The sequence below is a fragment of the Vibrio sp. B1FIG11 genome, assembly GCF_905175335.1.
GTDB lineage: Bacteria > Pseudomonadota > Gammaproteobacteria > Enterobacterales > Vibrionaceae > Vibrio > Vibrio campbellii.
In genome coordinates this window covers 1,873,245-1,897,311 of record NZ_HG992751.1, presented here as the reverse complement: position 1 = coordinate 1,897,311, position 24,067 = coordinate 1,873,245, and the positions used below count along the sequence as shown (strand labels likewise).

At 45.2% G+C, this 24,067-nt stretch carries 25 protein-coding genes; 16 read left to right on the top strand and 9 right to left on the bottom strand.

Going from position 1 to position 24,067, the window contains the following annotated elements; genetic code table 11:
* Positions 1–69: 69 nt before the first annotated feature.
* Complete coding sequence (locus KHO06_RS09080) at positions 70–276, top strand: hypothetical protein (protein ID WP_010448329.1); 207 nt, start codon at positions 70–72, stop codon at positions 274–276.
* Between the two features lie 14 nt (positions 277–290).
* On the opposite strand, the gene KHO06_RS09075 is transcribed toward KHO06_RS09080, so the two are convergent.
* The 7 genes from KHO06_RS09075 to KHO06_RS09045 all read right to left on the bottom strand — a co-directional run bounded on the left by KHO06_RS09075 (position 291) and on the right by KHO06_RS09045 (position 8,510).
* Positions 291–824 carry a hypothetical protein gene (locus KHO06_RS09075; protein ID WP_208446171.1) on the bottom strand — a complete coding sequence of 178 codons (534 nt, stop codon included), beginning with the start codon at positions 822–824 and terminating at the stop codon, positions 291–293.
* Entirely contained in the window at positions 817–1,659 is an 843-nt protein-coding gene (locus KHO06_RS09070; RefSeq protein ID WP_045381086.1) for a hypothetical protein, read from the bottom strand. Before KHO06_RS09070 ends, KHO06_RS09075 begins: the two co-directional genes overlap by 8 nt.
* Positions 1,660–1,858: 199 nt before the next feature.
* Positions 1,859–3,307 (bottom strand): decarboxylating NADP(+)-dependent phosphogluconate dehydrogenase, encoded by a 1,449-nt coding sequence (gnd, locus tag KHO06_RS09065; RefSeq protein ID WP_005531010.1) that lies wholly within the window; start codon positions 3,305–3,307, stop codon positions 1,859–1,861.
* A gap of 40 nt (positions 3,308–3,347) precedes the next feature.
* Positions 3,348–4,064 (bottom strand): 6-phosphogluconolactonase, encoded by a 717-nt coding sequence (pgl, locus tag KHO06_RS09060; RefSeq protein ID WP_005426562.1) that lies wholly within the window; start codon positions 4,062–4,064, stop codon positions 3,348–3,350.
* A complete protein-coding gene (zwf, locus tag KHO06_RS09055) occupies positions 4,061–5,563 on the bottom strand; it encodes a glucose-6-phosphate dehydrogenase (RefSeq protein ID WP_005426592.1) in 1,503 nt (500 codons plus the stop codon). The genes pgl and zwf overlap by 4 nt, the downstream gene beginning before the upstream one ends.
* Positions 5,564–6,207: 644 nt before the next feature.
* Entirely contained in the window at positions 6,208–6,894 is a 687-nt protein-coding gene (locus KHO06_RS09050; RefSeq protein ID WP_045381092.1) for a response regulator, read from the bottom strand.
* The gene (locus KHO06_RS09045; RefSeq protein ID WP_077200705.1) at positions 6,891–8,510 is read right to left on the bottom strand and encodes a sensor histidine kinase; all 1,620 of its coding nucleotides are present in this window, start codon (positions 8,508–8,510) and stop codon (positions 6,891–6,893) included. Before KHO06_RS09045 ends, KHO06_RS09050 begins: the two co-directional genes overlap by 4 nt.
* A gap of 229 nt (positions 8,511–8,739) precedes the next feature.
* On the opposite strand from KHO06_RS09045, the gene KHO06_RS09040 reads away from it, so the two are divergent.
* The 6 genes from KHO06_RS09040 to KHO06_RS09015 all read left to right on the top strand — a co-directional run bounded on the left by KHO06_RS09040 (position 8,740) and on the right by KHO06_RS09015 (position 14,477).
* Positions 8,740–8,901: a hypothetical protein gene (locus tag KHO06_RS09040; protein ID WP_005434038.1), complete on the top strand. Its 162-nt coding sequence runs from the start codon at positions 8,740–8,742 to the stop codon at positions 8,899–8,901.
* 466 nt (positions 8,902–9,367) lie between these two features.
* Positions 9,368–9,595 (top strand): hypothetical protein, encoded by a 228-nt coding sequence (locus KHO06_RS09035; RefSeq protein ID WP_012128083.1) that lies wholly within the window; start codon positions 9,368–9,370, stop codon positions 9,593–9,595.
* Positions 9,596–9,747: 152 nt separating this feature from the next.
* Positions 9,748–11,139 (top strand): TolC family protein, encoded by a 1,392-nt coding sequence (locus KHO06_RS09030; RefSeq protein ID WP_045401658.1) that lies wholly within the window; start codon positions 9,748–9,750, stop codon positions 11,137–11,139.
* A gap of 3 nt (positions 11,140–11,142) precedes the next feature.
* Positions 11,143–12,123: a biotin/lipoyl-binding protein gene (locus tag KHO06_RS09025; RefSeq protein WP_005433845.1), complete on the top strand. Its 981-nt coding sequence runs from the start codon at positions 11,143–11,145 to the stop codon at positions 12,121–12,123.
* Positions 12,124–12,141: 18 nt separating this feature from the next.
* Positions 12,142–13,329, top strand: a complete 1,188-nt coding sequence (locus tag KHO06_RS09020; RefSeq protein ID WP_212581387.1) for an ABC transporter permease — start codon at positions 12,142–12,144, stop codon at positions 13,327–13,329.
* Positions 13,326–14,477, top strand: a complete 1,152-nt coding sequence (locus tag KHO06_RS09015; RefSeq protein ID WP_212581386.1) for an ABC transporter permease — start codon at positions 13,326–13,328, stop codon at positions 14,475–14,477. Before KHO06_RS09020 ends, KHO06_RS09015 begins: the two co-directional genes overlap by 4 nt.
* Before the next feature lie 194 nt (positions 14,478–14,671).
* Here KHO06_RS09015 and KHO06_RS09010 read toward each other — a convergent pair whose 3' ends face one another.
* Positions 14,672–15,574: a LysR family transcriptional regulator gene (locus KHO06_RS09010; protein ID WP_212581385.1), complete on the bottom strand. Its 903-nt coding sequence runs from the start codon at positions 15,572–15,574 to the stop codon at positions 14,672–14,674.
* A gap of 218 nt (positions 15,575–15,792) precedes the next feature.
* Between KHO06_RS09010 and KHO06_RS09005 the strand changes: the two genes are divergently transcribed.
* The 9 genes from KHO06_RS09005 (at position 15,793) to KHO06_RS08970 (ending at position 22,154) form a co-directional block, all read left to right on the top strand.
* Positions 15,793–16,791: a porin gene (locus tag KHO06_RS09005; protein WP_045367405.1), complete on the top strand. Its 999-nt coding sequence runs from the start codon at positions 15,793–15,795 to the stop codon at positions 16,789–16,791.
* Between the two features lie 24 nt (positions 16,792–16,815).
* Positions 16,816–17,286 (top strand): copper chaperone PCu(A)C, encoded by a 471-nt coding sequence (locus KHO06_RS09000; protein ID WP_038883926.1) that lies wholly within the window; start codon positions 16,816–16,818, stop codon positions 17,284–17,286.
* Between the two features lie 8 nt (positions 17,287–17,294).
* On the top strand, positions 17,295–17,906 hold the full coding sequence (locus KHO06_RS08995) for a NapC/NirT family cytochrome c (RefSeq protein ID WP_010452073.1): 612 nt from the start codon (positions 17,295–17,297) through the stop codon (positions 17,904–17,906).
* Positions 17,907–19,565, top strand: a complete 1,659-nt coding sequence (locus tag KHO06_RS08990) for a DUF1566 domain-containing protein (protein WP_212581384.1) — start codon at positions 17,907–17,909, stop codon at positions 19,563–19,565. It begins immediately after the preceding gene.
* 111 nt (positions 19,566–19,676) lie between these two features.
* Positions 19,677–19,814: a hypothetical protein gene (locus KHO06_RS26505; RefSeq protein ID WP_244858341.1), complete on the top strand. Its 138-nt coding sequence runs from the start codon at positions 19,677–19,679 to the stop codon at positions 19,812–19,814.
* Entirely contained in the window at positions 19,783–20,772 is a 990-nt protein-coding gene (locus tag KHO06_RS08985; protein ID WP_244858340.1) for a WD40 repeat domain-containing protein, read from the top strand. The genes KHO06_RS26505 and KHO06_RS08985 overlap by 32 nt, the downstream gene beginning before the upstream one ends.
* A gap of 11 nt (positions 20,773–20,783) precedes the next feature.
* The gene (locus KHO06_RS08980; RefSeq protein WP_052127686.1) at positions 20,784–21,353 is read left to right on the top strand and encodes an SCO family protein; all 570 of its coding nucleotides are present in this window, start codon (positions 20,784–20,786) and stop codon (positions 21,351–21,353) included.
* Positions 21,346–21,822, top strand: coding sequence for a TlpA disulfide reductase family protein (locus KHO06_RS08975; protein ID WP_212581383.1), 477 nt, complete (start codon positions 21,346–21,348; stop codon positions 21,820–21,822). The genes KHO06_RS08980 and KHO06_RS08975 overlap by 8 nt, the downstream gene beginning before the upstream one ends.
* Positions 21,823–21,824: 2 nt before the next feature.
* Entirely contained in the window at positions 21,825–22,154 is a 330-nt protein-coding gene (locus tag KHO06_RS08970) for a cytochrome c (RefSeq protein ID WP_081234087.1), read from the top strand.
* 124 nt (positions 22,155–22,278) lie between these two features.
* Here KHO06_RS08970 and KHO06_RS08965 read toward each other — a convergent pair whose 3' ends face one another.
* Positions 22,279–23,787 (bottom strand): DUF3360 domain-containing protein, encoded by a 1,509-nt coding sequence (locus KHO06_RS08965; protein ID WP_212581382.1) that lies wholly within the window; start codon positions 23,785–23,787, stop codon positions 22,279–22,281.
* Positions 23,788–24,067: the final 280 nt, after the last annotated feature.

Sequence of the window (24,067 nt, the reverse complement as noted above, 5' to 3'; positions counted from 1 at the left end):
CGAAAGAGAGACAATATAAATGCGGAGTGAAAACACTCTGACTCTACCCACTAAGCTCTGGGGGGCGTTATGAAAAGTAAAAAATTAGGTCATGTAATGTCATTCAGCAGAATGTTTTCCTTCATTGCCTTTCTGACAGCCACATTCGCTTGGGTATTAAGTATGTATGCCCTCTTTACGGTATCTGTTGTGGCGCTCTTCGTCAGCGGACTACTCTACTTGAATGACAAATTCGGTCCCCACCATAAAGGCAATACAAAAGAAAAGAGCGCTTAAGCGCTCTTTGAATACTAGTGACTGATGCTCCTAGACTTTAGATAAGCATTTATTTCATCGAGTTGATATAAATTGCCGTCTTCTGTCATATTCAACATTGTCTCATCTCGGCATAACTCAGGCTCTCTAACCATGACCTCGATACTTGGCTTGCTCGATGCTAAAGAAAATGGCGGGCATTCATAGTAACCTTGATGTGTCGCGAGTGAAATTAACCTGTCTTGCTCTATAAGAGAAACGGGCCACACTAGAGCTATCACTGACAACAACACAACTTCAAGAGAACGACTTAATGTCGTCGACACGGCTTTGCCTATCTTTGCTTTATATATGGCATAAACACAACCTACAAGAATGGTGATACTAGCGCCAATGACGATTACGTAGCGAGTGTTAACATAGATTATTTGATATTGCTTAGCTAGTTGAACTTTTACACTTAGAAATTCGAAATGAGCACTGAGCAACGTAAAAGCAATACCACATGTAATCAAGCTGATAACAAGAGCGACCAGACTAACTTTTTTTATGCTTGGCGCATCATCCATTGTTAAACCTTAGAAACTGATTCATAGCTCGAGCTGATTTATATCTTTGAATCTTCATCTCGGTTTCATGTTTTGCTTCAGCCTCAGCAAAACTGTTTAATTTCGCGATCAGCTTCTTTTTAACTAGGTATTCGCCCTCCAAATACTCTAAAAATAACCCAAAGGTTGCAGCAACAGCGATACCAAATCCTATTGGCACCAATACCGTAGTTGTCACAGCTGAAATCATTACACCAGCAAAATAGCCCAGTACTCCAGAAATAGCAGCAATTACAATATCAGTTGAAACATTTACAACCCAGTTAGATAGTAAGTAGTCTTTTTTGAGAGCAAGCTCTAGTGTTCTGAAAGGCACAGAATAAATAACCGTTAAGATCACACCACCTTTTGCAGCAGTCTTTAAGCCAAGCTTTCCTATGCCCAGTGCTAGCATCTGTGCATTCGAGGATAAATATCTTGACTGCTTGATAATACTACGTAACTTATGGTTTCCAGAAAAACTAATATAGCTTTGTGCACCCTTCTTTGTGACTTCATACGTCCCTAATATTGATCCACCTTTCTTAAGGTCCTCAGCTAAGAGATAAAACGCAGATAAGTCATGTATTAAACTTCCCTTTGCACTAATAACCTCTACTAACTCCATTCCCGTTATTAAGTCAGTTATTTGTTGTTCATTTAACCCTTTCATTTTCTTCTCAAATAGCCAAAGATCGACGAGTCCCTTTTGATCTAGTACATAAATATCTACTTCATGCATGTCTAAAGACGTTAAACATTGCTCTCTTTTACTTTTGTTTCTCTCGCTCAAACACTGAAATCTATCGCTTGCCATACTCTTATTCCCAAACCTGATGTTGAGAAGTATTTTAAGGAGAGTGCTAAAAGGTTCTTCTACATTTGTGAGAACTGCGTTTGACTTCAAATCATTGTGAAACTGTTAGTTTTAGTAGTATCTCTCTCATGAATTGCAGGTAATAAAAAAGGATGCCACTTGGGCATCCTTTTGCTTTTATCCGTTTACTGACTGCGGATTAAACGTCGTAAGTTGTAGACGCTGTGTCGCCGCCTGTACCAGTCCAGTTTGTGTGGAAGAATTCACCACGTGGACGGTCAGTACGCTCGTAAGTGTGAGCACCGAAGTAGTCACGTTGAGCTTGAAGCAGGTTCGCTGGTAGACGAGCTGTTGTGTAACCGTCTAGGAAAGATAGCGCAGAAATCGTACATGGCATTGGGATGCCAGACTCTAGAGATTTCGCTGCTACTTTACGCCATGCTGCTAGGCTGCCTTGTAGGATGTTTTTGAAGTACTCATCAGAACCTAGGAATGCGATATCTGGGTTCGCTTCGTACGCATCACGGATGTTGCCTAGGAATGCAGAACGGATGATACAACCACCACGCCACATTAGAGCTACGTTACCGTAGTTTAGGTCCCAGCCGTTTTCGTTCGATGCTTCGCGCATTAGCATGAAGCCTTGAGCGTAAGAGATGATCTTAGATGCTAGTAGCGCTTGACGTAGTGCATCAACCCACTCTTGCTTGTCGCCTTCGACTGGAGTGATTGTCTTGCCGAATAGAGACTCAGCTTCAACACGTTGGTCTTTCAGTGCAGATAGACAACGAGAGAATACAGACTCAGAGATAAGCGTTAGAGGAATACCTAGGTCTAGTGCGTTGATACCAGTCCATTTACCAGTACCTTTTTGGCCTGCTGTGTCTAGGATCTTCTCAACTAGAGGCTCGCCGTCTTCATCTTTGTAGCCAAGGATGTCAGCAGTGATTTCAACAAGGTAGCTGTCTAGCTCAGTCTTGTTCCAATCAGCGAATACTGCTTGCATCTCGTCAGCAGACATACCAAGACCGTCTTTCATGAACTGGTAAGCTTCAGTGATAAGCTGCATGTCACCGTATTCGATACCGTTGTGCACCATCTTAACGAAGTGACCAGCACCGTCGTTACCAACCCAGTCACAACATGGCTCGCCAGCGTCAGTTTTTGCAGAGATACCTTGGAAGATTGGCTTAACCGCTTCCCAAGCTTCAGCAGCGCCGCCAGGCATGATTGAAGGACCAAAACGTGCACCTTCTTCACCACCAGATACACCAGTACCGATGAAGTGAATGCCTTTCTCACGGCAGTGTGCTACGCGACGGTTTGTGTCTGGGTAGTTAGTGTTACCACCGTCAATGATGATGTCGCCTTCGTCTAGAAGCGGGATTAGGTTGTCGATGAACGTGTCAACAACGTCACCTGCACGAACCATAAGCATCACTTTACGTGGCGTTTCTAGCTTCTCTACTAGTTCTTCTAGAGAGTATGCACCGATGATGTTTGTGCCTTTCGCTGGACCTTCCAGGAACTCGTCTACTTTTGCAGCAGTACGGTTGTGAGCCACAACTTTAAAGCCGTGGTCGTTCATGTTAAGGATAAGGTTTTGACCCATTACAGCAAGGCCGATTACACCGATATCACCTTTCATTGTTTCTCTCCAATTGTCTTTTATTCGACCAGCGGCCGTATTAAACGATTTTTGCCGCTGCGTCTAAATCTAAATACCATTCCGTCAGACCCGCTTTCGCTTGGATCTTCGCTGCCGGATATGGAAGTACGCGTGCTGGTGAGCTGTTAATCTCTTCGATAATGTCTGCTTTACCAGCGCCAAGTACCAAGTAACTGATGCGCTTCGCTGCTTCTAGTACGCGTGCCGTTTTCGATACACGAATTTGACCAGACTCAGGATGAGAAGCCAAAACTGATAGGTTCTCATCATCGTAGTTTGTCTGACCTGGGAACAGTGATGCGGTATGACCATCTGCGCCAACACCAAGCAAGATCCAATCAAACACAGGAGTGCCATTTTCAGTTGGAATCACTTCTGCCATCTCTTTCGCAAAGCGCTGTGCTTCTGCTTCTGGCTCTTCTTCACCACGGATGCGGTGGATGTTCTCAGCAGGAATATTCACCTGTGTAAATAGTAGAGCATTCGCTTCGCCATAGTTACTTTCTGCATCATCAGGCGCAACACAGCGCTCATCACCCCACCAGAAGTGTAGGTTTTGCCACTGAATTGACGTCGCGTAAGCTTCTGTTGCTAGAAGCTTAAACAGCATTTTTGGTGTGCTGCCGCCAGAAAGAGAGATGTGAACAGGTCGGCCCATTTCGCTAAACGCTTTCATGTCGTTAGCAAGGCTTTCTACTACCTGCTCTGCTGTTTGGTAGATCTTGTGGTTGATCATAGTTCGCAGTAGTCCGTATCTGTTAGGTTTTTACAAGGGAAACGCCATGCGCGGTTAGCTCGCTGTAGCAAGTCGTCCGCTTCTTTTGGTCCCCATGTACCACACGCGTATCCGAATAGCGCTTGTGGGTCTTGCTTGAAATCTAGAATCGGTTGCACGTATTTCCAACACGCTTCAACCGCATCGCTACGAGCAAATAGCGTTGCGTCACCGTTTAGGGCATCAAGAAGTAGACGCTCATAAGCAGTCAGCATTTGGGTTTCTTGCAGGTCAGCGTAGTGGAAGTTCATTTTCACTTCCTTCGCTTTAAAGCCTGCGCCCGGCTCTTTCAGACCAAAGCTCATTTGGATGCCTTCGTCTGGCTGAATACGAATAATCAGCTTGTTCTCTGGTGCGTTTTGACCAAACACTGGGTGTGGTGTCTGTTTAAAGTGGATAACCACTTCTGTCACGCGAGTCGGTAGACGCTTACCTGTACGTACGTAGAAAGGCACGCCATTCCAACGCCAGTTGTTGATGTAAGCTTTCAGGCCGATGTATGTCTCGGTACGAGAATCGTCTGCTACGCCGTTCTCTTCACGGTAACCCGGAAGGTGCTGACCACGAACATCCGATGCTGTGTACTGGCCCAATACAAGGTCGTTACGCAGTGCGTTCTCATCCAGTGGTTTCAGACACTGAAGCACTTTCACAACTTCATCACGCATCGCGTCAGCATTGATCTGTGCAGGTGGCTCCATACCAACCATGGCTAGCACTTGTAGCAGGTGGTTTTGGAACATATCGCGTACAGCACCAGAGCCGTCGTAGTAACCACCACGCTCTTCCACGCCTAAGAATTCTGCGCCTGTGATTTCCACATAATCAATGAAGTTACGGTTCCACAGTGGCTCAAACATCGCGTTAGAGAAACGTAGGACAAGCAGGTTCTGAACCGTTTCTTTACCTAGGTAATGGTCGATACGGTAGATCTGATGCTCTTGGAAGTGCTCGTGGATTTCTTTGTCCAACGTGCGTGCTGATTCAAGGTCATAACCGAATGGTTTTTCGATGATCAGACGTTTCCAGCCATCTTCCTCATTGTTCAGACCGTGTGCTGCAAGGCTTGCAGGAATCACGCTGTATAGGCTTGGTGGCGTCGCAAGATAGAAAAGCGTATTACGTTGTTCGAATTGGTATTCGTCTGCTAGTTGGTCTAAACGAGTCGCCAACTTGCTGTAATCTTGTGTGTCAGAAGTATTAATTGCTTGGTAATGCAGGTGGTTGATAAATGCATTAAGCGTTTCTGGCTCGGTTTTCTCCATTTCCTGAAGCGATTTCTTCAGCTTTTCTCGGTAAGAATCGTCGCTGTATTCAGTACGACTAACGCCAAGAATGGCAAAATTCTCTGGAAGCTGTTTGTTCGCATAGAGGTGGTATAGAGCAGGAATCAACTTACGATATGTAAGATCACCTGAAGCACCAAAAATAACGATGCTGCTGTTTTCTGGTATTACCATCATCTTTCCCTTAAAAACGAGGTACTTATTGTGTGCCCGGATACGGCTAAAGGATTGAGCCAACCCTATCAATGGCACCCCAAAATAGAAAATTGGTCTTACCTATTACGTTGATAGGTAAAGCCTATAGACCTAAATCTCTGCAACAACTGAGCACCTTAACCATAGTCAGGATTTCACCAATTACAGCGCATTTAGGACGCTTATGTCTCTAGAGTACAACCTTGCACTCTCTGGAGGAGATTTCCGACACGGGGGCGTATTGTCTACGACTATTTGATTTACATCAACACTTGCTGGTGCAAACGTTTAAATAATTTACACAAATGACAGTAAGGCACTGAATATTAACAAGTAATCATCATTAGATTGAAAGTTATAAAATTTAAGCAAAAACTCTAAATTGGAGAATAATTGCTCAAACTTGCAATCCATTACATAAGTAGTGTGCGTTACGTGGAGTTTACCGTTCAATCGCTATATTGCTGAGAGTGAAACTTGAGAAGGCTGAACCGAGCTTTCTATCGGTTTGAAGATAAAGAATGAGCAGCATGTGCTAGAAAACAAAACGGTGGCTGAATAATCGCCACCGCCTCATCACCTATTTACACATAAACATTCGCTGATTTTATATACAACACATATTACCGCGTCACTTTTTTATAACAGCGCTCAGGTCGCCCCACTGTTCCATAGTTTAAGTCGGCTTCCAGTTCACCTGAACTAATCAGGTATTCCAAATATCGTCTCGCGGTCGTGCGGCTAGCACCAATCTTTTCACCCGCTTCATCAGCGGTAAACATGACTTCCCCACCAAACAAAGCGCGGATCTTATCCAGTGTCACACCATCAATACCCTTGGGTAATCGCTGCGGAGTATTTTCTGCTGAAACACTCGATTGCAGCATCTTATCCACCAGATTCTGATCCAAGCTTTCTGCCACATCCAATTGTTGGCGCTGAGAAATGTATTTCTGCAATGCTGCTTCTAACCGAGGGAACATCACCGGTTTAAGCAAATAATCGACCACACCGCCCCGCATCGCTTGCTGGAGCGTATCTACATCTCGAGCGGCAGTAATCAAAATCACATCACAGGTTTGATTATTCGCGCGTAACGTATTGAGGATTTCTAATCCTGTTCCATCAGGTAAATACACGTCCATTAGCAACAAATCCGGCTTAAGCACTTCAAGCTGCATTTCCGCTTCCATACGCGTTGTGGCAATACCCACCACTTCTAAACCAGAGAGTTGGCTTAGGTACTTATGGTGAAGCTCTGCAATGGCAATGTCATCCTCAATGATCATGACTCGCGTTGCCGTATTCATACTTGTTCTTCCTTAGGCAAATACACGGTAATTCTCGTTCCATGTTCTGTATTTGGTAGCATCTCAACATAACCGTGATAACGCGTCGCCAGTTGACTCACAAGATGTAATCCAACACCTCGGCCTTGGCGAGACTTGGTTGAGATGCCCTTTTTCATGAGCTCTTGAGGCTCAATACTTTCTGGTAGCCCGCACCCTTGGTCGACCACCTCTAAAATCACTTCGTTGCCATAATCACTGATCGACACATCAATACTGCGTCGCTCAAATGCAAAGGTAGATTCCTCGCGAATAGCAGTCAGAGTCGCATCAAAAGCATTATCGACAAGGTTGCCAAGAATGGTTACCAAATCTTCAGCGTTTAGCCATTCCGGTAGCGGCTCTAAGCGGCTGCCTTCTTCTACCATCAATTGTAAACCTAGCTCCCGTGCACGCTCTGTTTTGCCTAAAAGCATGCCAGCAATAAGCGGGTCTTTAATGGTGTCCCGCAAGAACTCAATCATCGCTTGGTAATGCGCGGTTTCTTGCCCAATCAACTGCTGCACCGCCTCTAGCTCACCCATTTGAACCAAACCACTGATGGTATTGAGCTTATTTCTGTGTTCATGAGTCTGAGAGCGAAGTAAATCGGCATACTCTTTGGTTTGTGAAAGTTGCTCGGTCAGCTCATTGATTTCATCGCGCAGACGAAAACTCGATACCGCACCGACAATTTTGCCATCCACAAAGATCGGCGAACGGTTCGCAATAAGGCGCTTATGATTAAGGAATATTTCGATGTCGTGATCTTCTTGCCCGGTTTCCAACACCGTATACAAATCACTGTCACGAAGGGTATCCGTTAATGGCTTATTAAGCGCGGCGTCTCTATCGATGCCTAGAATCTGACAAGCACTTCGGTTGATAGAGCGCAGCACGCCTTGAGCATCAATACTCAGCACGCCCTCTTTAATCGTGCTCATGGTCACGTCGAGCTCACCATATAAGCGGCCAATCTCTTCTGGTTCGAATCCCAAAATAGCACGTTGGAATTTACGAGAAGCGTAGTTGGAGACAATGGCATTAGCCGCCACCACGGCAAGCGCCATTAGGATCAAGAATGCGAGAAACGGTTCAATGCGGTCTTGCAAACGCTCCAGTAAGTAGCCGACCGACACAACACCGACGATGTTGCCATCCTGATCGACGATCGCCGCTTTACCACGCACGGAATAGCCCAAAGAGCCTTGCGCCGTTGAGATATACGATTCCCCTTCCACCAGCGCTCTTTGGTTGTCACCGCCTTTCATCGGCTTGCCAATACGCTCGTCGATAGGATGAATCAATCGCACGCCATCTTTATCGCCAATCACAATGAATGCCGCGCCAATCGCTTCGGTCATTTCACGAAAACGCGCTTGGTATGGCTCGGCGTTTTTCGACTCAATCATCTCTAACACAATATGCGAAGTAGACAAGAAACGTGCGATGCCCAAGGCTTTCTCGCCCATTTCCTGCTCTTGGTCGAATTTAAGGTAAGTAAAACCTGCAGCAACGAGAATGAGCAGCTCGATCAAACCCGACAGCGTCATAATGATGAGCATACGCTTACGAAAGCTGATCGTTTTCCAACTCATTGGCATCCCTTTTCTCTACTGCTGATCCACGTCACTGTGGTGATGCCCCTAAATTAACACCGACTTAACAACGACGCTTTTAATAAATGACAATTCTGTGAACGGACGAATTGAAATGGTCAACATACGGTTAATTCGTATACGCTTTGAATAAGTGGCGGCATTGACTCAACATCCAACGAAAATCGCGGTAAAATCTCGTCTACTCTTAAATTCCAAAAGATGACCGATGAGAAAGATCTACGTGACAGAAGGCGATAAGAACGCCAAAAAACAAAAGCTCGCCTACCCGAAGCTTGCATTGTGCGACAAGTGTGTAAAAGATTACGTCATCATCAGCGAGGGAGAACGCACTTATGAAGAGTGCGCGAAATGCGGAGCTGATGACTAAGCCAAAGTCACCTCTCTAGATAGATTTGTTTCCAGTTGAGGCAAGCCTCTCTCTTGCCTCATGTTCATGCTCCTCACCACATCAAGTCTTCGACTCTTCGGCTTATTTATAGCTGCAGTGAAATATAAAAAACGCATCCTATCACCCGCTAAATAATGTTGTTATTTATTCAACATCATACATAGATTGCCATCTAAACCTTGAACGCGATCACACCAAATTTAGCGGTTTTTGAGGCGTTTTTAGACTTTCCGTCGTATAATTTTTAGTCAAGAAGCCACCGAGAGCTTTGAACAAAGAAAGCAGCTAATTGGAAGTCTATTTAACGCTCAACACTTGCGTCAGAAAATTTGAAGACACATTGATAAAAATACAAATACTGGCCATAGGACAAACACTTAGACACCATCTGCACTGAGATAACTATAAACAGAGGTGCTTTTATAGTTAGAAGGAACACCAAAACATGGAACGCGATACATTTGGAATTTGCCTGAATAAGGCCATGCTGTCAGAGAATATGTATTCAACGTTTACGCACGTCAGAGCTTATGAAAAGAGTGATACGAGCTCCGCAGACCTTAAGGTGCTGTTATCATTCCCACAAATGAGCGGTAAAGACCTACTGAATACGATGCGAGGTTCTCGCCAGCTTGAGTGGAGAGCAGAATTTCACTGCCCTTCCATGAAGTGAATCACTAGAAACAACGTCATAAACGCTGCGCCCAGCTAAGCCACTCTTAATTGGGCGCAACATTTTTCCAACATTTCTTTTCTTCAAGCACTTAACACTTTCCAATGAATACTTTATATTAGAGCTAATACTCTAAAAGCACAGTAGCCATTATGAAAAAAACCGGAAAACTCTGGATTTTGGGCCTTCTCAGCAGCTCGATTTCTCTTGCTTGTCACTCGGCTCCTATCACATTTGATGATGCATGGAATTTGTTGTTAGAAAACAACTATTCCCTTAAAGCACAACGTGCCAACGTTGAAAGCTACGAATACCAACAAAGCGCGACCGATAACCTCAATTTGCCACAAGTCAGTATTGGTGCGAACTACACACGTTTAGACACCGATGTGACGGTTTCTGGTCAGCAATTGCTAGACAGTACTGGCGCACACATTACGTTGCCTCCACTTTTTAATGTCACTTCTACCATTACTGAGCGCGACATCTTCTCTTCTTCTATTCGCGCTATCTGGCCAATTTTTACTGGTGGACGAATCAACGCAGCACAAGCCGCAGCGGAAGGTAAAACGGATGAAGCCAAAAGCCAGCTCGCAATGGAGCAGCAAGCGCGCTTTGAGGATCTCTCTAAATACTACTTTTCTGTCGTGCTCGCCAAAGAAGTATTGGCAACGCGTCAAGCGGTAGAAAAAGGCTTAACTAAACACCGCGACTTTGCAATTAAGATGGAAGAGCAAGGCCAAATCGCCCGAGTTGAACGCCTTCAAGCTGAAGCTTCACTAGACAAAGCTAAGGTCGAGACACGTAAAGCGGCCAGTGACCTGAGTATCGCTCAAGCGGCTCTTGGCAAAATCTTAGCGCAGAACGATGCCGTCGAACCTTCAGAAACCCTATTCATTAACAACAATCTACCGCCGTTGAGCGCGTTTGTTGATCAAACCTTGCTGACCTACCCAGGCTTAGATTTGTTGAATGCCAAACACAAACAAGCATCAAGTCTAATCAAAGCTGAAAAAGGCAAATACTACCCAGAAGTTTACCTGTACGGTGATTACAGCCTGTATGAAGACGACTCCCTTGCCAGCCAAATGAAACCAGATTGGTTAGTGGGTGTGGGCGTGAACATCCCACTGATCGAGTCCACTGGCCGCAGCGAAAAAGTGAAAGCGGCGCAAAGCATGGTCACGCAGGTTGACGCACTCAAATCGCAAGCGAAACAAGACTTGTCCCTTCTGGTACAAAAAACCTACCTAGAAGCCCAGCAAGCCATTGATGAAGTGCAAGGTCTGGATTCCAGTATTGCACTGGCCGATGAAAACCTTCGCCTACGCGAGAAAGCGTTCACTCAAGGCCTATCCTCATCTTTAGATGTGGTCGACGCGCAACTGTATGTCGCGAGTGTAGAGACACAGCAATCAGCAGCCCGTTTCCGTTATCTGATTTCTTTAACCAAACTATTAGCACTGAGCAGCGAAATGAACAGCTTCGCTCAATACCAACACACTGCTTACGTTCCAGCATCCACATCCAAAGAGGCAAAATAAGTCATGGCAGCAAAATCTCTAAAACCCGCTCTACTATCACTTTGTGCTTTGGGTGTCGCTTCTTGGGTTGGTTATCAGTTCTACCAAGCGTATCAACCGGAACCAGCTCGTTTACAAGGTTTGATTGAAGCTCAGCAATACAGCATCTCTTCTAAAGTCCCAGGTCGTATTGATGAAGTTATGGTACGCAAAGGCGATGATGTAGAAAAAGGTCAATTGATCTTTACCCTTCACAGCCCAGAAATCGAAGCAAAACTGGAACAGGCAAAAGCGGGGGAAAAAGCCGCTGGCGCCTTGGCACTAGAAGCAGAAAAAGGCGCGCGTGAGCAACAAATCCAAGCCGCAAAAGACCAATGGTTGAAAGCGAAAGCGGCAGCGGATTTGATGGAAAAGACTTACCAACGTGTAAACAACCTCTACAAAGATGGTGTAGTCGCAGAGCAAAAACGCGATGAAGCCATGACACAATGGCAAGCTTCGAAATACACCGAAAGCGCAGCGTTCCAAATGTACAACATGGCGAAAGAAGGTGCGCGTAGCGAAACTAAAGTCGCGGCAGCAGAAAAAGCGCGCATGGCAGCAGGCGCAGTAGCCGAAGTAGAAGCGTACGCAAAAGACACACAAATCTACAGCTGGTTTGATGGTGAAGTTTCTCAAGTTCTACTGCAAAGTGGCGAACTGGCACCTCAAGGCTTCCCGGTTGTGACGGTTATTGATACTCAAGATTCTTGGGCAACACTAAACGTACGTGAAGATTTGCTCAAGCACTTCACCAAAGGCACCACATTCAAAGCTTACCTACCTGCACTGGACAAAGATCTTGAGTTTAAAGTGACTCACGTTGCGGTAATGGGTGATTTTGCAACTTGGCGTGCAACAGACGCATCGAAAGGCTTTGATCTTCGTACCTTCGAAGTCGAAGCTCGCCCTACCCAACCAGAGCCTGAGCTTCGAATGGGCATGAGCGTTGTGGTTGAGCTGTAATCGCGTTGGTTTAAAACTATGACGATTCAAATCTCACAACGACAAATCCTGCGACGCGATAAATGGCTATTCTCTTGCCTAACGTGGGTGCCAATCTTATTAGCCGTCACTATGTGGGGCGTTTTCTCGGCAGGCATTGCCAGAGATCTCCCGATAGGTGTGGTTGATTTGCAGCACTCACAATTGTCACGCAAGATGATTCAATCTCTTGAAGCCTCTTCAACCCTCTCTGTTAATTACCACTACACCAGTGCAACAGAAGCGAAGAACGCGATGATTGAAGGTGACATCTACGCTTATGCTGTGATTCCGCCTCAGTTTGACCAAGACATTCTTTTGCATCGCCAACCGCAATTATCGGTCTTCTTCAATAGCCAATACATTTTGGTTGCGAAACTGATTAACTCTGCGGTTGCGCAATCTCAAGGCTATTTTGATGCTCAGCTCGAAGCCATGGGTAATCTAGCAAAAGGCAATACCACAACGTTGGCCGCTATTGGTCAAGCAGTGCCGATTTCCACTCAGATTACGGCCTTGTTTAACCGTAACACCAACTACGCCCAGTTCTTGGTGACAGCGATTGTTCCAGCGATATGGCAAATCTGTGTCGTGGTCAGCACTATTTTGATCCTCGCAGCGCATTTTCGTATTTATGGAAATGGCAACAACAGCTTCGCCTTCTTAGGTGACCGCCCTTTCACTCGATTAAGCAAAATCCTTTGCCAATATATCCCGTTATTTATGGCACAAGGTGCACTGTTCTTAATCTGGTTTTATTTGCTGCTGGATTGGCCGATGGAAGGCAGTTACCTAGTGATGCTGCTAGCGCAGTTCGTAACGACCATCGCGTGCATTATCATGGGGGCCTTGTTCTTCTTCCTATCGATGGATCCTGCACGCGCGATGAGCTTTGCTGGCGCGTTTACAGCACCCAGCTTCGCGTTTATGGGGATTACCTTCCCGGTTTCAGACATGAATACTCTCGCCCATACATGGAGAGGATTACTGCCAATTACGCATTACATCGAAGTTCAGGTAGATCAAGCGAACTACGGTGCAAGTGCCGCGCAATCTATTGGTTCACTCTGGCCGATGGTTGGGTACATTATCCCACTACTGATGACGGCAGCACTGATGGCAAAACATCGCAACACAGCTTTGTTGAATAGCTCGTCTTCAACAAGTAGCAAACTGGAGGCTGTATGACACTGTGGCAACTGATTAAAACAGAGCTTCGCTCAGTGATGACCAATCCTGTGGTGGTACTGACCGTCTTTGGTGGCGTGGTGTTTTATTCGTTCTTATATCCGCTTCCTTACGCGCAACAAACGCCGAGAGAACAACCCATCGCAATTGTGAATCTCGATGGTAGCCAGACCAGCTTGAAGCTTGAGCGTATGGTAGACGCGACACCACAAGTCAAAGTCGTGACTCGCCTACACACCATTGCCGATGCAAAACAAGCGTTCTTAAACCGCGAGATCACGGGCTTCTTGGTGATTCCGGAACACTTCTATAAAGACTTGTTGCTTGGCAGCAGCCCTACTTTGGCGTATGCCGCGGATGCTTCTTACTTCTTGGTCTACGGCACCGTGGTAGAAGGCCTTGCCACCGCAGGGGGAACTCTTGGCGCAGAAGTAAAAGTGAGCAAGATGGTGATTGATGGTGTGCCACTAAGTATGGCCAGCCATGATTACTCCGCGATTAAGCTGAACATGAAGCCAACCTTCAACCCAACCATGGGCTACATCGAATACGTGGTGCCAGCGGTGTTTGTGTTGATTCTTCAACAAACGTTGATCATGGCAATTGGTTTGCAGACCGGTACTCAACGCCATGGTCGCGGTTATTGGTCGCAAGTACCAACGGGCGCTTTGCTGTTCGCCAGAACCTTGGTCTTCGTTGCTATTTACTACCTGCTTAGCGCTTACTACTTTGGCTTTAGCTTCGAACGCTTGAACGTCAACCATATAGCCAACGCAGGTGAGCTACTGACCTTGCTGTTGCCATTCTTGCTTGGTTGTTGTGGTTTAGGTTTGTGGCTCGGTTACTTGTTACCAAGACGCGAGCTGGTGACATTAGTCGTACTGGTTAGCTCAATGCCGTTAATCTTCTTGGCAGGCTTTATCTGGCCAGTTGAGTCGATCCCTGCCCCGCTGCTTTGGTTTGCAGACTTGAGCCCGAGCACGTGGGCAATCAAAGGCTTTTTAGCGCTCAACCAGATGGGCGCTACGTGGCAGCAAGTTGCAAAACACTGGACTGCTCTTTGGATACTGACGGTACTTTGGGGCGGCGTTGCTTACTGGATCGCCAAACGCAATACCAAACCAGTAGTAACAGAAAGCTTAGGTTAACGGCTTTTCATCCAATTAAGAAAGGGGCTCACGTAGCCCCTTTTTGTTTGTGTAGATATTCTAGTGACTGAGTTAAAGTGAAAAGTCACTGGATCGTTTTGGGGCAAACATCAGTTTTGAAAAATCCAACATTAGCAAACCACCGAATGACTTGAGGTGTGAGAAATCACTAAACTGATTGCTTTCCCTGCAGATTAGTTTTGTAGCCCCCATTGTTCATGAAAAACTTCAAACTCTTCAATAAACACCTTAAAGCGCTTCGGCGTATGTATGCTCTGTTTGTATAAAATATAGAGTGTACCTTCCTCATACCATGAGCCATTGAACAACTTAATGAGCTCGCCGCAACGAACTTGTCCACGCACCTGGTTATCAGGAATTAAACCAATACCAAACCCCTCTTGAGCCAAATTAATCGCGATGTCGATTGAGTTAGTCGTCATATCACCTGTCACTTCAATTTGGCGCTTTTCTCCTCTCTCATTCGTCAGATTCCAATATCTTTCCTGACCTGGTGTGTTCGTGTGAGTAATACATTGGTGTAGCTCTAAATCATGAACATATTTAGGTTCTCCACGTTTTTGAATGTACTTTGGTGAGGCATAGCAACACCGCGTAAATCGAGAGGCTTTTCTGCATACGACTGACTCATCATTCGGTAAAAACGGGGCAATCATCAAATCTACATCTTCAAATAAGCTCAAAGTATTTGGCGTCAATGTATGGAAATGAATGTGAATATTCGGATACTTTTCGTGGAAATCCGGTAAGAAGCTTTTTGTTAAAAACCTCGCCATCGGGTGCAAACAGCCTATACGTAGTAGACCGCTAACACCTTTACGTTCAACATGAAGCTTTTCTACAGTGTGGTCGATAAGATCTAGAATTTGACCTGCAGACTCTAAAAACGTTTCGCCTTGTGGCGTAAGACTAATACTGCTCCCTCTCCTATGAACCAAAGTAACATTTAAGCTTTCTTCTAATGCTTTGATTTTTCGGCTTAATGTCGGTTGGCTTACATCGAGTGCTTTTGCTGTTTCGGTGTAGTTTAATTTTTTAGCCAAAACAGAGAACATTTTAACGGCTTCGATATCCATGTTTAGCTCCTAATCGTGTCTCTAAGATATTACTGACTATTATGTAAATTTTCTCTGTTCATCACTGTAAGTAAAAAAATATCTACCCTTTATTTGATCTCAACTCTGCTATTCAGTTTCTGAATTGCTGCTATTTCCTACTCGCGTATTGCCAAAAGAACAACTCTATATAATTCGACACAACTTTTCATAACTACCACCTTAGAGTAGGTCTATTCATGCAGTTAAAACACTCTTTACTATTTTCCACACTCGCTTTGTGTACCACGCCTGTCGCGGCAACAACCTTTGAAGCACCCAACTTTTATGGCGACATTTTAGGGCAAGTACGCTGGGAAGCGGGACAAGATTATCAGTCAGAAATTCATCGCGCTAATGCAGGCATCAAAGGTAAACATGATGCTGGTCTATTGCGTGTTATCTATAACCTAGAAGCTGAGTATTCTGAAGATTTAACTCAAAAGGTTACAGAGGAGCAAGACTTCGATACCCGCGTTAGCGAAGCAAACTTAATTCTAATAACCAAAGATTTCGGTGGCATCTACTTCGGCAACGGTACCACTGGCACCTATAAAGATCTCTACTCTCGTGTCGACATTTTTGAAAGCAATAATATGCATCGTTCAAGTAATGCGGCTTTATTCCGTCAAGCAAAGTCTGGCGACAATCAACTTGCCTATATGACACCCAAATGGAACGGTGTATACGCAAAAGTCGCGGTCATAAGCCCTGACAATAGCAATGGAGAAGACATTGATATTCTTGGTCTGCGCGTACTGTATGTGACCGATAACTTTGATCTGGTACTGAATCGTGCCCAAGTCGACGAGAAACAAATGCCAGGGCATCAAGACGATGACTACGTTCGTTACGCTCTGTCGTCTTCTTACACTTGGGATAACTTCTACCTCGGTGGTCTTGTCGAGCTGAATTACGACGATCCCCAAGGCGACAGCGCGGTATATGGTATCTCAGGCAAATACTCTCTAGATAAACTGACCTTTAAGCTGGGAGCTCAACACAAAGCGTTCGATGATTCCGATAAAGATAGCCAAACACTTTACCTAGCAAGTCTCAACTATGCCTTTAGTCAACAGTTCTCTACCTATGTTGAAGTCGCTGAGTACGCTGAAGATTCAGCAACCAATGACCCAGCGAACAACAACGGTGAAAACCGAAATGACAACATTAACATCGGCCTCCACTTCAAGTTTTAACGCCTTGTGCTAAGGATCTAACAGATGAAAAAGCTATTCACAACGTTGAGCTTACTCTGCGCAGCTCAAGCCTATGCAGGTGTCTCTATTACCGACTGTGTCATCGTTGAACCCGCTCCAGGCGTCAACAAAACCGGACTGTTTTTTAACGCGACCTTTACTGAAGACGAAGAAGTAAAAGCACTGAGACTCCCTTCTCCAGAAGCCATTCTAGGAGCGGAAATACCGGAGCTTACCAATGAGGTTCAAATGCACAACACCATTATGAAAGATGGCGTTATGAAGATGCAGCGTTTTCCAAAACTGTTCCTCAAGAAGAACACGGTGACCAAACTAGAACGCGGTGGAACGCACTTTATGTTGATGGACCTCAAGAAGCGTCCACTCGCAGGTGAAAAGTACACGGTCAACTTATGGCTGACCTACCTTTCAGACCAACAATGTGAAGCGAACGTTCTTAAATCTTCTGACTTTCCCCCGAAGCATAAAATGTAGGTGAGATGATGAAAATTATTGAGCAAATTAAACAAGTGAAACGCTCGGTTAAACTTGCCATTGTCGCAGTCGGCATCGGTATAGGTTTGATCTCTGCACTCCCTGCGACCGAAGTTTTGCATGTATTCAGTACCAATGAATTTTGTGCGTCATGCCATACGATGAAACCAATGGCTGAAACGTTTTCTCAATCGATACATGGCGGTAATAACCAACATGGTTTTGTCGCAGATTGTATCGATTGTCACCTGCCGAAATCGAATATTGTCGAAGAGCTTTGGGTAAAAGGAACATCCGGAACTCGCCACCTATGGGGAGAGTTTGTGCTGGGTATGGAATCGCTTGATTATGAAGAACTTCACCCTAAACGTGGTGAGTATGTTTATGACTCAGGCTGTATCAATTGCCACCGAGGCTTGGAAGAGCGCGCTCAAGGTGCGGACGAAAACTCACCTGCATCGGACTTTTCTCATAACCTTGCATTCAACAACAAAGCTAACGATCCATCTTGGAAGTGTTCGAGCTGCCACTACGATATCGCCCACCCTAACTTAAAGCGTGAGATGCGTTTACGTGATGAAGAACGAATTCGTAATTTGGCGGCAACTGAGGGCTTATAAATGAAACATTCATCCGCATTGACACTTGCCATCAGCTTAGCATTGGCTGGTAGCACTTTAGCAGCAGAAGACATCGATAATGGATACGGAGATTACACCATTAATCGAACTTTTGAAGATTTAAAGAAATCACCTAAGGACCTAAAAGCAGCAAAACGTATCGTGTTTGGTTGTTACCTCGGTTGCCACCGACCAGCAAAAGAGGAAGTGCCTGAAACGCTGAGCCCTAAGCTTGAAGGCTTTGATCCGCAATGGTTCTTAGGCCAATGGTTCTCTATGGATAATGAGCGCCACGCAGGTATCTCTTCTCAAATGAAAGAGATCGTTTACGCTAACCCGCCTCGTGATATGGCATCGACTGCAATCCTGCTTGGTGCACAAAAAATGAAGTACAACCCAATGCCGGATGTACTGGAAAGTGAAGAGTTTAAACGCGGAAAAGAAACTTACGACAGAACCTGTAAAGCCTGTCATGGAGAACAAGGCGCATCAACTCAGAAAAACTTCCCGCCATTGAAAGGTCAAATGCCAACGTACATCTATGAACAGATGATTGCCTACCGCGACGGCAAACGTACAAACGGTGCATTAGCAGGCATCATGATGCCTTACGCTAAGATGTTGTCAGACCAAGACTACCGTGATGTAGCGGCTTATGTTTCTGGTCAACGCGTCAAGCCGATTGAAAAGGAAGAGTTTATTACTGGCATCGGAATGCCTGCACCTAAAGGTTTCAAGTTACCAGAAACAGGTCAAATTCAGAACTTTACTGACACCTTTGGCGAAGATTCTGACTATCAAGGTAATGAGCCTAGCTACACTATCTCTGAATCAGGGAAAGTCGTTCTCGACAACAATACTCAGCTGATGTGGGAACGAGACTCCTCCCGAATCTGGATGACGGCGGTGGAAGGTAAAGAATACTGCGCAAACCTAGAAATCGATGGTTACACAGATTGGCGTTTCCCGTTAATGAAAGAACTATTCTCCATCGCTGACATGGGTGAGTTCCGTCCGGCTATTAATACCGATGTGTTCTTGAACATGCCTCGTCAAAACTCTGGTATTTGGACGTTCCCTGTTTCTGATCGTCACGATCACGTTTGGCACGTCGGTTTCCCTGATGCTCATATCATGGGTCAACATACTGCTTCAACCAAGCTAGTTCGCTGTGTTCGCGCGGATAACGACGCCGCATACCACAACATGCAATACGTGGATAACGGTGACGGTACAGTCACAGAAAAAGTGACCAATCGAATGTGGCAGCAAAACATTGATTATGTGAAACGCAAGTTCGACGACTCTCTGAAGTACTGCCAAGACTTAGAATATGCTGGCTATGATGACTGGCGCACTCCAGATATCAAGGAGATGAACTCAATTGTTAACTACAACAAAGTTTCTCCAGCGATTGATGAAGAGTTTTTCCCGAACACACCAGTGAAGTCATTCTTCTGGACCAGCACCTCTGATGTTGCCGGCCCTACGCTTCACGTAAGACCGTTATCGGCTCGTAAGAAAAACCAAACGCCTGAGCAATTGGATTTGAGGTTCACTGGTGACAACGAAGGTTGGGCACATGGTTACCTAACAGGACAAGGTTTCGGTATGTCAAAAGACTCCGAGTTCTACACTCGCTGTATTCGCAACCCTTAGTTACTTAATGAAGCCCTCTTGAGGGCTTCATTACTTCCACACCAACAAAGTCGCCCCAAAAAATCAATTATGGCTCGATTGCGATAATGCTTTCTATTGTTCGAGGTTACTATGAACAAGATTTTAATTCCCCTACTTACCTCTTTGCTTACCTTTTCTGCGTACGCCGATATCGAAGGTCGATATGACGACGGTGCTCGATGGGCATTCATTTCTGATGATGACTCAAAAAAACGTCGCCGTAATTGACACCTTTACGTTTTCCTACACAGACCAGATCGAACTCAAGGCAAAACCGATTCATCTTGAAGTGTCAGACGTACAAGACGTTCTCGTTTACATCGACGGAAAAACACCAACCGTCTTCGTCTACGACTTAGTTAAAAAGACACATTGGCAGATGGAGATGGAAAGTGTTCCTACAGAAATTACCTTTCATGCTGATGAAGCCCAACTGGCAGTGGCAATGAAGGACCGCATAGACATTATTAAACCGCTAAAACGTGAATATGTCGCCACGATTACCGACATCAAATCGCCGTTTAGCATGAACTTTGATAACGGTGGCTACAACTTGTATGTTTCAGAAAGCAAGTCAGGAAAAACGCTTATTTATCGTAATCACGATGGTCAGAGAAGCTATATCAATGTCGGTGAAGGTGACGTTTCTGAACTGACTTTGTCACCAGACGCGCGCTTAGCGCTTACTTCCCAATATAAAGATAATTCCGTTGTTGTTTGGGATCTCTCTATGGAAATGGAATTCAACACCTTCCATTTCGACTCACAACCTTGGCGTCCTTACGTAAGTTCAGATTCTGAATATATTGTTCTTGCCAGTGAAAGTGGTCAAGCGCAAGTCATCGAATCTTGGGGAGGTGAAGTTGTCAAGGAACTCAAGCTTACCGGGGCTCCAAAATCTATTCGTACTGGTTGGATCGAGACAATGGGCATCATTGAATCAAAGGGAGCTCTGGACATTTTTGAGCTTTCGACCAATACACCAGTCCAATCTGTCTCGTTAAAAAATGACTTACGAGAAGTGGTTGTGGTTTCAGACTCAAAGACGCTCTTTGCAACACAAGAAGGCTCTTCAAAACTTTTCGTATACGACATCCGCACCAACAAGGTGTTGAAAGAGATCGACACTAAGTTGTCCAAACCCCACCTGCTAGCGATGGGCATTACAAATACTGTATGTCACTAAAGGAACGTACAATGAGACGACAAACTTCCTACACTATCTATGCTTTTCTAGCGGCATGCTTCCTGAGTTTTAGCGCCGCAGCTAAACCTTTAAAGTTTGAACTGCAAGAGAATACCTTAGGTACGGTGACCGAGAAAAATTGGCAAGGGAAATTCTTATTAATGGGTATAGGTTACACCAGTTGCCCAGACATTTGCCCCACCACTGTTATCGATTTAGCGACAGCGGTGAATTCGTTAAAAGAGGAGACCGATAAGGTCACGCCAATCTTCATCTCTGTTGACCCTAACCGCGATACCGTTGAAAACTTGGACATGTATGTAAAGTACTTTGATCCCAAAATGGTTGGATTAACCGGAACTCAAGAGCAGATCAAAGCAATAGCAAAGAGTATGAAAGCAACCTATGGCTATTCTCTTGAAGGCAAGCCGATTTATCCCCCTCTCCCAAAACAATATGAAGTTTACCACTCTGCCTACATCTACCTTTACGGACCAGACAGAGAGCTTATCGATGTATTTGGCTATGGTGAAGGTGGTGCAAAAATCGGTCAAAGTTTGAAGAGGTATATCAATGAATAAATGGACCTCATTTGCACTGGTTAGCGTAACGCTATGCTTGAGCTTCTCTATAACAGCAAAAGAATGCACCACTCCAGAGGGGTTTAAGCTAGCAAATGCTACTTATCAGCTTACCGAGTTAAAAAGCCCAGTAAGTTTGGTCAATCTATGGGCGGTTTGGTGCCCTCCTTGTTTAAAGGAGTTGCCTGCGCTCGACAGCATAGCGAATAACGAAAGTTATAGTGTTGAAACAGTACACATTGGGGACAATCTTCCGGCGATCGATGAGCGTTTTTCTAAATTGGGGATTCATCATTTACCGAAAACCATTGAACCAGACATGGGATCAATTCATGCACTTGGTTTTCAAGGGTTGCCAGCCACATTGGTAGTGATCAATGGTGAAACTAAGTTTCGTTATTCTGGGTATATCAAGCACTCCCCCGAAGTGATTCAAGACTGGCTAACTTGCTTAAGAAAGGAGCTATAATCATGAAACGTACGCTTATCTTACTTATTCTCTCCATCAGCTTCTCTGCTTTTGCCAGCCCTGAGACTGAAAAAGGCAAAGCGCTATACATCGCCCCTGGGAAAGGTGGTTGCGCCACGTGCCATGGTGAAACCGGAAATGAGCCAGTGATGCCTATGTACCCAAAAATCGGCGGGCAAAGCGAACTTTACCTCTTCAATCAAATGAAAGATTACAAGATGAAAAAACGTAAAAACGGTTTGTTCATGACCATGGAGGTAGCAATGGAACACTACAACGACGAAGAAATTCGCCTTATGGCTAAATACTTAAGCGTAGTGAGCAGCAACTAAGGGCATCGCTCTTAGAAATTCTGCCAGAAGTATTCAGCCAAAACGGTTTAGATCAACAGAACTAAACCGTTTCTATCAGGTTAGAAAAAGGTTCTTCAAACCATAAATCGTACTATGGGCCTACCTAACGAAAGCTTGGGATAATCGCTGGTATCCCTGGTAGTAAACCAACCAACGCCATTACGCTTGTTAATACAACAAACATAATGCCAGGCAACACCCAACGGCTCATTTTGCTCAGCTCCCCACTACGTTCTTTACAGCCGACTAAGCCTAAGTTATCTAACAGCATGGTGAGAGACCAACCAAACGCAGGGTTAACAAGCGCTGAAGAAAATACAACAATCGCCGCCGATTGTGTGGTTTTCCCTTCACGCGTCATTTCCATTCCTGCTTCTAGCAATGGAACAAATACCCCAACAATAAGCGCAACACAAAGTACCGGTTGCCAGATCGCTAAGTCCATTGGGTAACCCCAAACCGCAGCGATGATACAGAACAGAGCCGTTAGCAAAGCGCCGGAAGGAATTGGACGTTTAGCGATAGCTGCCGGAACGATGTAAGTCCCCCACGAAGACGTAAAGTTAGTACCACCAAGCAAAGAACCAAACGTCTGACGAATTGACGCTGTGGTCATCGTATCGTCGATATTCATATGTACTTTTTCTGTACGCTCTGGATAGCTGATTTTTTGGAATACTTGATGTCCTAAGAAATCTGGCGACCACATGGCTACGGCCAAAATAGCAAAAGGCAGTACGACCATGGAATGCTCAATCGTCGGTAACCCTAGCATCCAACCCGTATCTTCCCCCCACCAATACATAGGGTTCATATTGGGTAAGCCGGGCTCGGTTTGAAAAGAAAACGGGGCGCCCATGGCAAAAGCTAATGTACCGCCTAGCAAGCAACTAAGAGGGACGGCTAGCCAACGCTTACGAAAATGTTCCAACAATGCGTATAAAATAATGGTGCAAAAGATCACGACAAAAGCGATGTGGCTCATCCCTATTCCCTCTGCCCAAGCGAACAGTTTTTTCACTTGAGAGACGGTTCCAACAAAGCCTAAGTAAAGCAGCAAACCGCCACACACACCTTTACTGGTGAGATTTGCCAGCATACTGCCACCTTTACTGATGGCTAACAGTATGCCAAAAGCACCAATCAGCAGACCAAAGGCCATAGGGTGCCCACCAGCAGCAACGACGATAGGAATTAATGGGATGAGCGGACCGTGTGTACCCGCGAGGTTTGCGGTCGGCAATAGAAAGCCTGAGAAAAGAATAATGAAAACTGAGGCTATGAGCAGTTCATAACGAACATTTTCTAATATAAAGCCTTCATTGAGCCCTAGCGCCCCAGCAAAGGTTGCGGCTATGGCTCCTACCATAACGACTTTACCAATGGTCGCGGCCATCGCTGGAATGGCATCTTCTACCTCGAATCGGTAATCTTTGAACGGCAAATTGGGACGCCAGCGCTTAGGCGCCATGATCTGCAACTCGTGCTCTAAATACTGCTCTCGGGACTCAAATTCCGATCTTGGCTTATGTTGTTGTTCATAAGTGAGTTCAGCCTCATTGACTTGAGGCTTATCTGTTCGCATCTGTACGGACTCTAAAGTACTGCTCATAGTGATTCCTTTCGTTCACACTCTAAGGTGTGTTTTTCCAACCAACGTTATTTACTCACCAAACGAAGATTAAGCATTTGACTGCCTACATTCTCTTCTACAAGAACTCGATGACGGATGTTCATGAATCCTTGAATTTCAGTTGCTAGTACCTTATACCAAACGAAAAAATACAAATAGTGTCAGACAGTTAGACATTAGTCGTAGGTTGAGATCTAACGGTATAAGCGTTGGGATGGTATTTAATAGGAACAGTCTCACGGTCTTTGGCGAGAGCGAA

Coding starts and splice junctions, on each gene's coding strand:
- KHO06_RS09080 (WP_010448329.1), top strand. CDS start 70: ATGAAAAGTAAAAAATTAGGTCATGTAATGTCATTCAGCAGAATGTTT.
- KHO06_RS09075 (WP_208446171.1), bottom strand. CDS start 824: ATGGATGATGCGCCAAGCATAAAAAAAGTTAGTCTGGTCGCTCTTGTT.
- KHO06_RS09070 (WP_045381086.1), bottom strand. CDS start 1,659: ATGGCAAGCGATAGATTTCAGTGTTTGAGCGAGAGAAACAAAAGTAAA.
- gnd (WP_005531010.1), bottom strand. CDS start 3,307: ATGAAAGGTGATATCGGTGTAATCGGCCTTGCTGTAATGGGTCAAAAC.
- pgl (WP_005426562.1), bottom strand. CDS start 4,064: ATGATCAACCACAAGATCTACCAAACAGCAGAGCAGGTAGTAGAAAGC.
- zwf (WP_005426592.1), bottom strand. CDS start 5,563: ATGGTAATACCAGAAAACAGCAGCATCGTTATTTTTGGTGCTTCAGGT.
- KHO06_RS09050 (WP_045381092.1), bottom strand. CDS start 6,894: ATGAATACGGCAACGCGAGTCATGATCATTGAGGATGACATTGCCATT.
- KHO06_RS09045 (WP_077200705.1), bottom strand. CDS start 8,510: ATGAGTTGGAAAACGATCAGCTTTCGTAAGCGTATGCTCATCATTATG.
- KHO06_RS09040 (WP_005434038.1), top strand. CDS start 8,740: ATGAGAAAGATCTACGTGACAGAAGGCGATAAGAACGCCAAAAAACAA.
- KHO06_RS09035 (WP_012128083.1), top strand. CDS start 9,368: ATGGAACGCGATACATTTGGAATTTGCCTGAATAAGGCCATGCTGTCA.
- KHO06_RS09030 (WP_045401658.1), top strand. CDS start 9,748: ATGAAAAAAACCGGAAAACTCTGGATTTTGGGCCTTCTCAGCAGCTCG.
- KHO06_RS09025 (WP_005433845.1), top strand. CDS start 11,143: ATGGCAGCAAAATCTCTAAAACCCGCTCTACTATCACTTTGTGCTTTG.
- KHO06_RS09020 (WP_212581387.1), top strand. CDS start 12,142: ATGACGATTCAAATCTCACAACGACAAATCCTGCGACGCGATAAATGG.
- KHO06_RS09015 (WP_212581386.1), top strand. CDS start 13,326: ATGACACTGTGGCAACTGATTAAAACAGAGCTTCGCTCAGTGATGACC.
- KHO06_RS09010 (WP_212581385.1), bottom strand. CDS start 15,574: ATGGATATCGAAGCCGTTAAAATGTTCTCTGTTTTGGCTAAAAAATTA.
- KHO06_RS09005 (WP_045367405.1), top strand. CDS start 15,793: ATGCAGTTAAAACACTCTTTACTATTTTCCACACTCGCTTTGTGTACC.
- KHO06_RS09000 (WP_038883926.1), top strand. CDS start 16,816: ATGAAAAAGCTATTCACAACGTTGAGCTTACTCTGCGCAGCTCAAGCC.
- KHO06_RS08995 (WP_010452073.1), top strand. CDS start 17,295: ATGAAAATTATTGAGCAAATTAAACAAGTGAAACGCTCGGTTAAACTT.
- KHO06_RS08990 (WP_212581384.1), top strand. CDS start 17,907: ATGAAACATTCATCCGCATTGACACTTGCCATCAGCTTAGCATTGGCT.
- KHO06_RS26505 (WP_244858341.1), top strand. CDS start 19,677: ATGAACAAGATTTTAATTCCCCTACTTACCTCTTTGCTTACCTTTTCT.
- KHO06_RS08985 (WP_244858340.1), top strand. CDS start 19,783: ATGATGACTCAAAAAAACGTCGCCGTAATTGACACCTTTACGTTTTCC.
- KHO06_RS08980 (WP_052127686.1), top strand. CDS start 20,784: ATGAGACGACAAACTTCCTACACTATCTATGCTTTTCTAGCGGCATGC.
- KHO06_RS08975 (WP_212581383.1), top strand. CDS start 21,346: ATGAATAAATGGACCTCATTTGCACTGGTTAGCGTAACGCTATGCTTG.
- KHO06_RS08970 (WP_081234087.1), top strand. CDS start 21,825: ATGAAACGTACGCTTATCTTACTTATTCTCTCCATCAGCTTCTCTGCT.
- KHO06_RS08965 (WP_212581382.1), bottom strand. CDS start 23,787: ATGAGCAGTACTTTAGAGTCCGTACAGATGCGAACAGATAAGCCTCAA.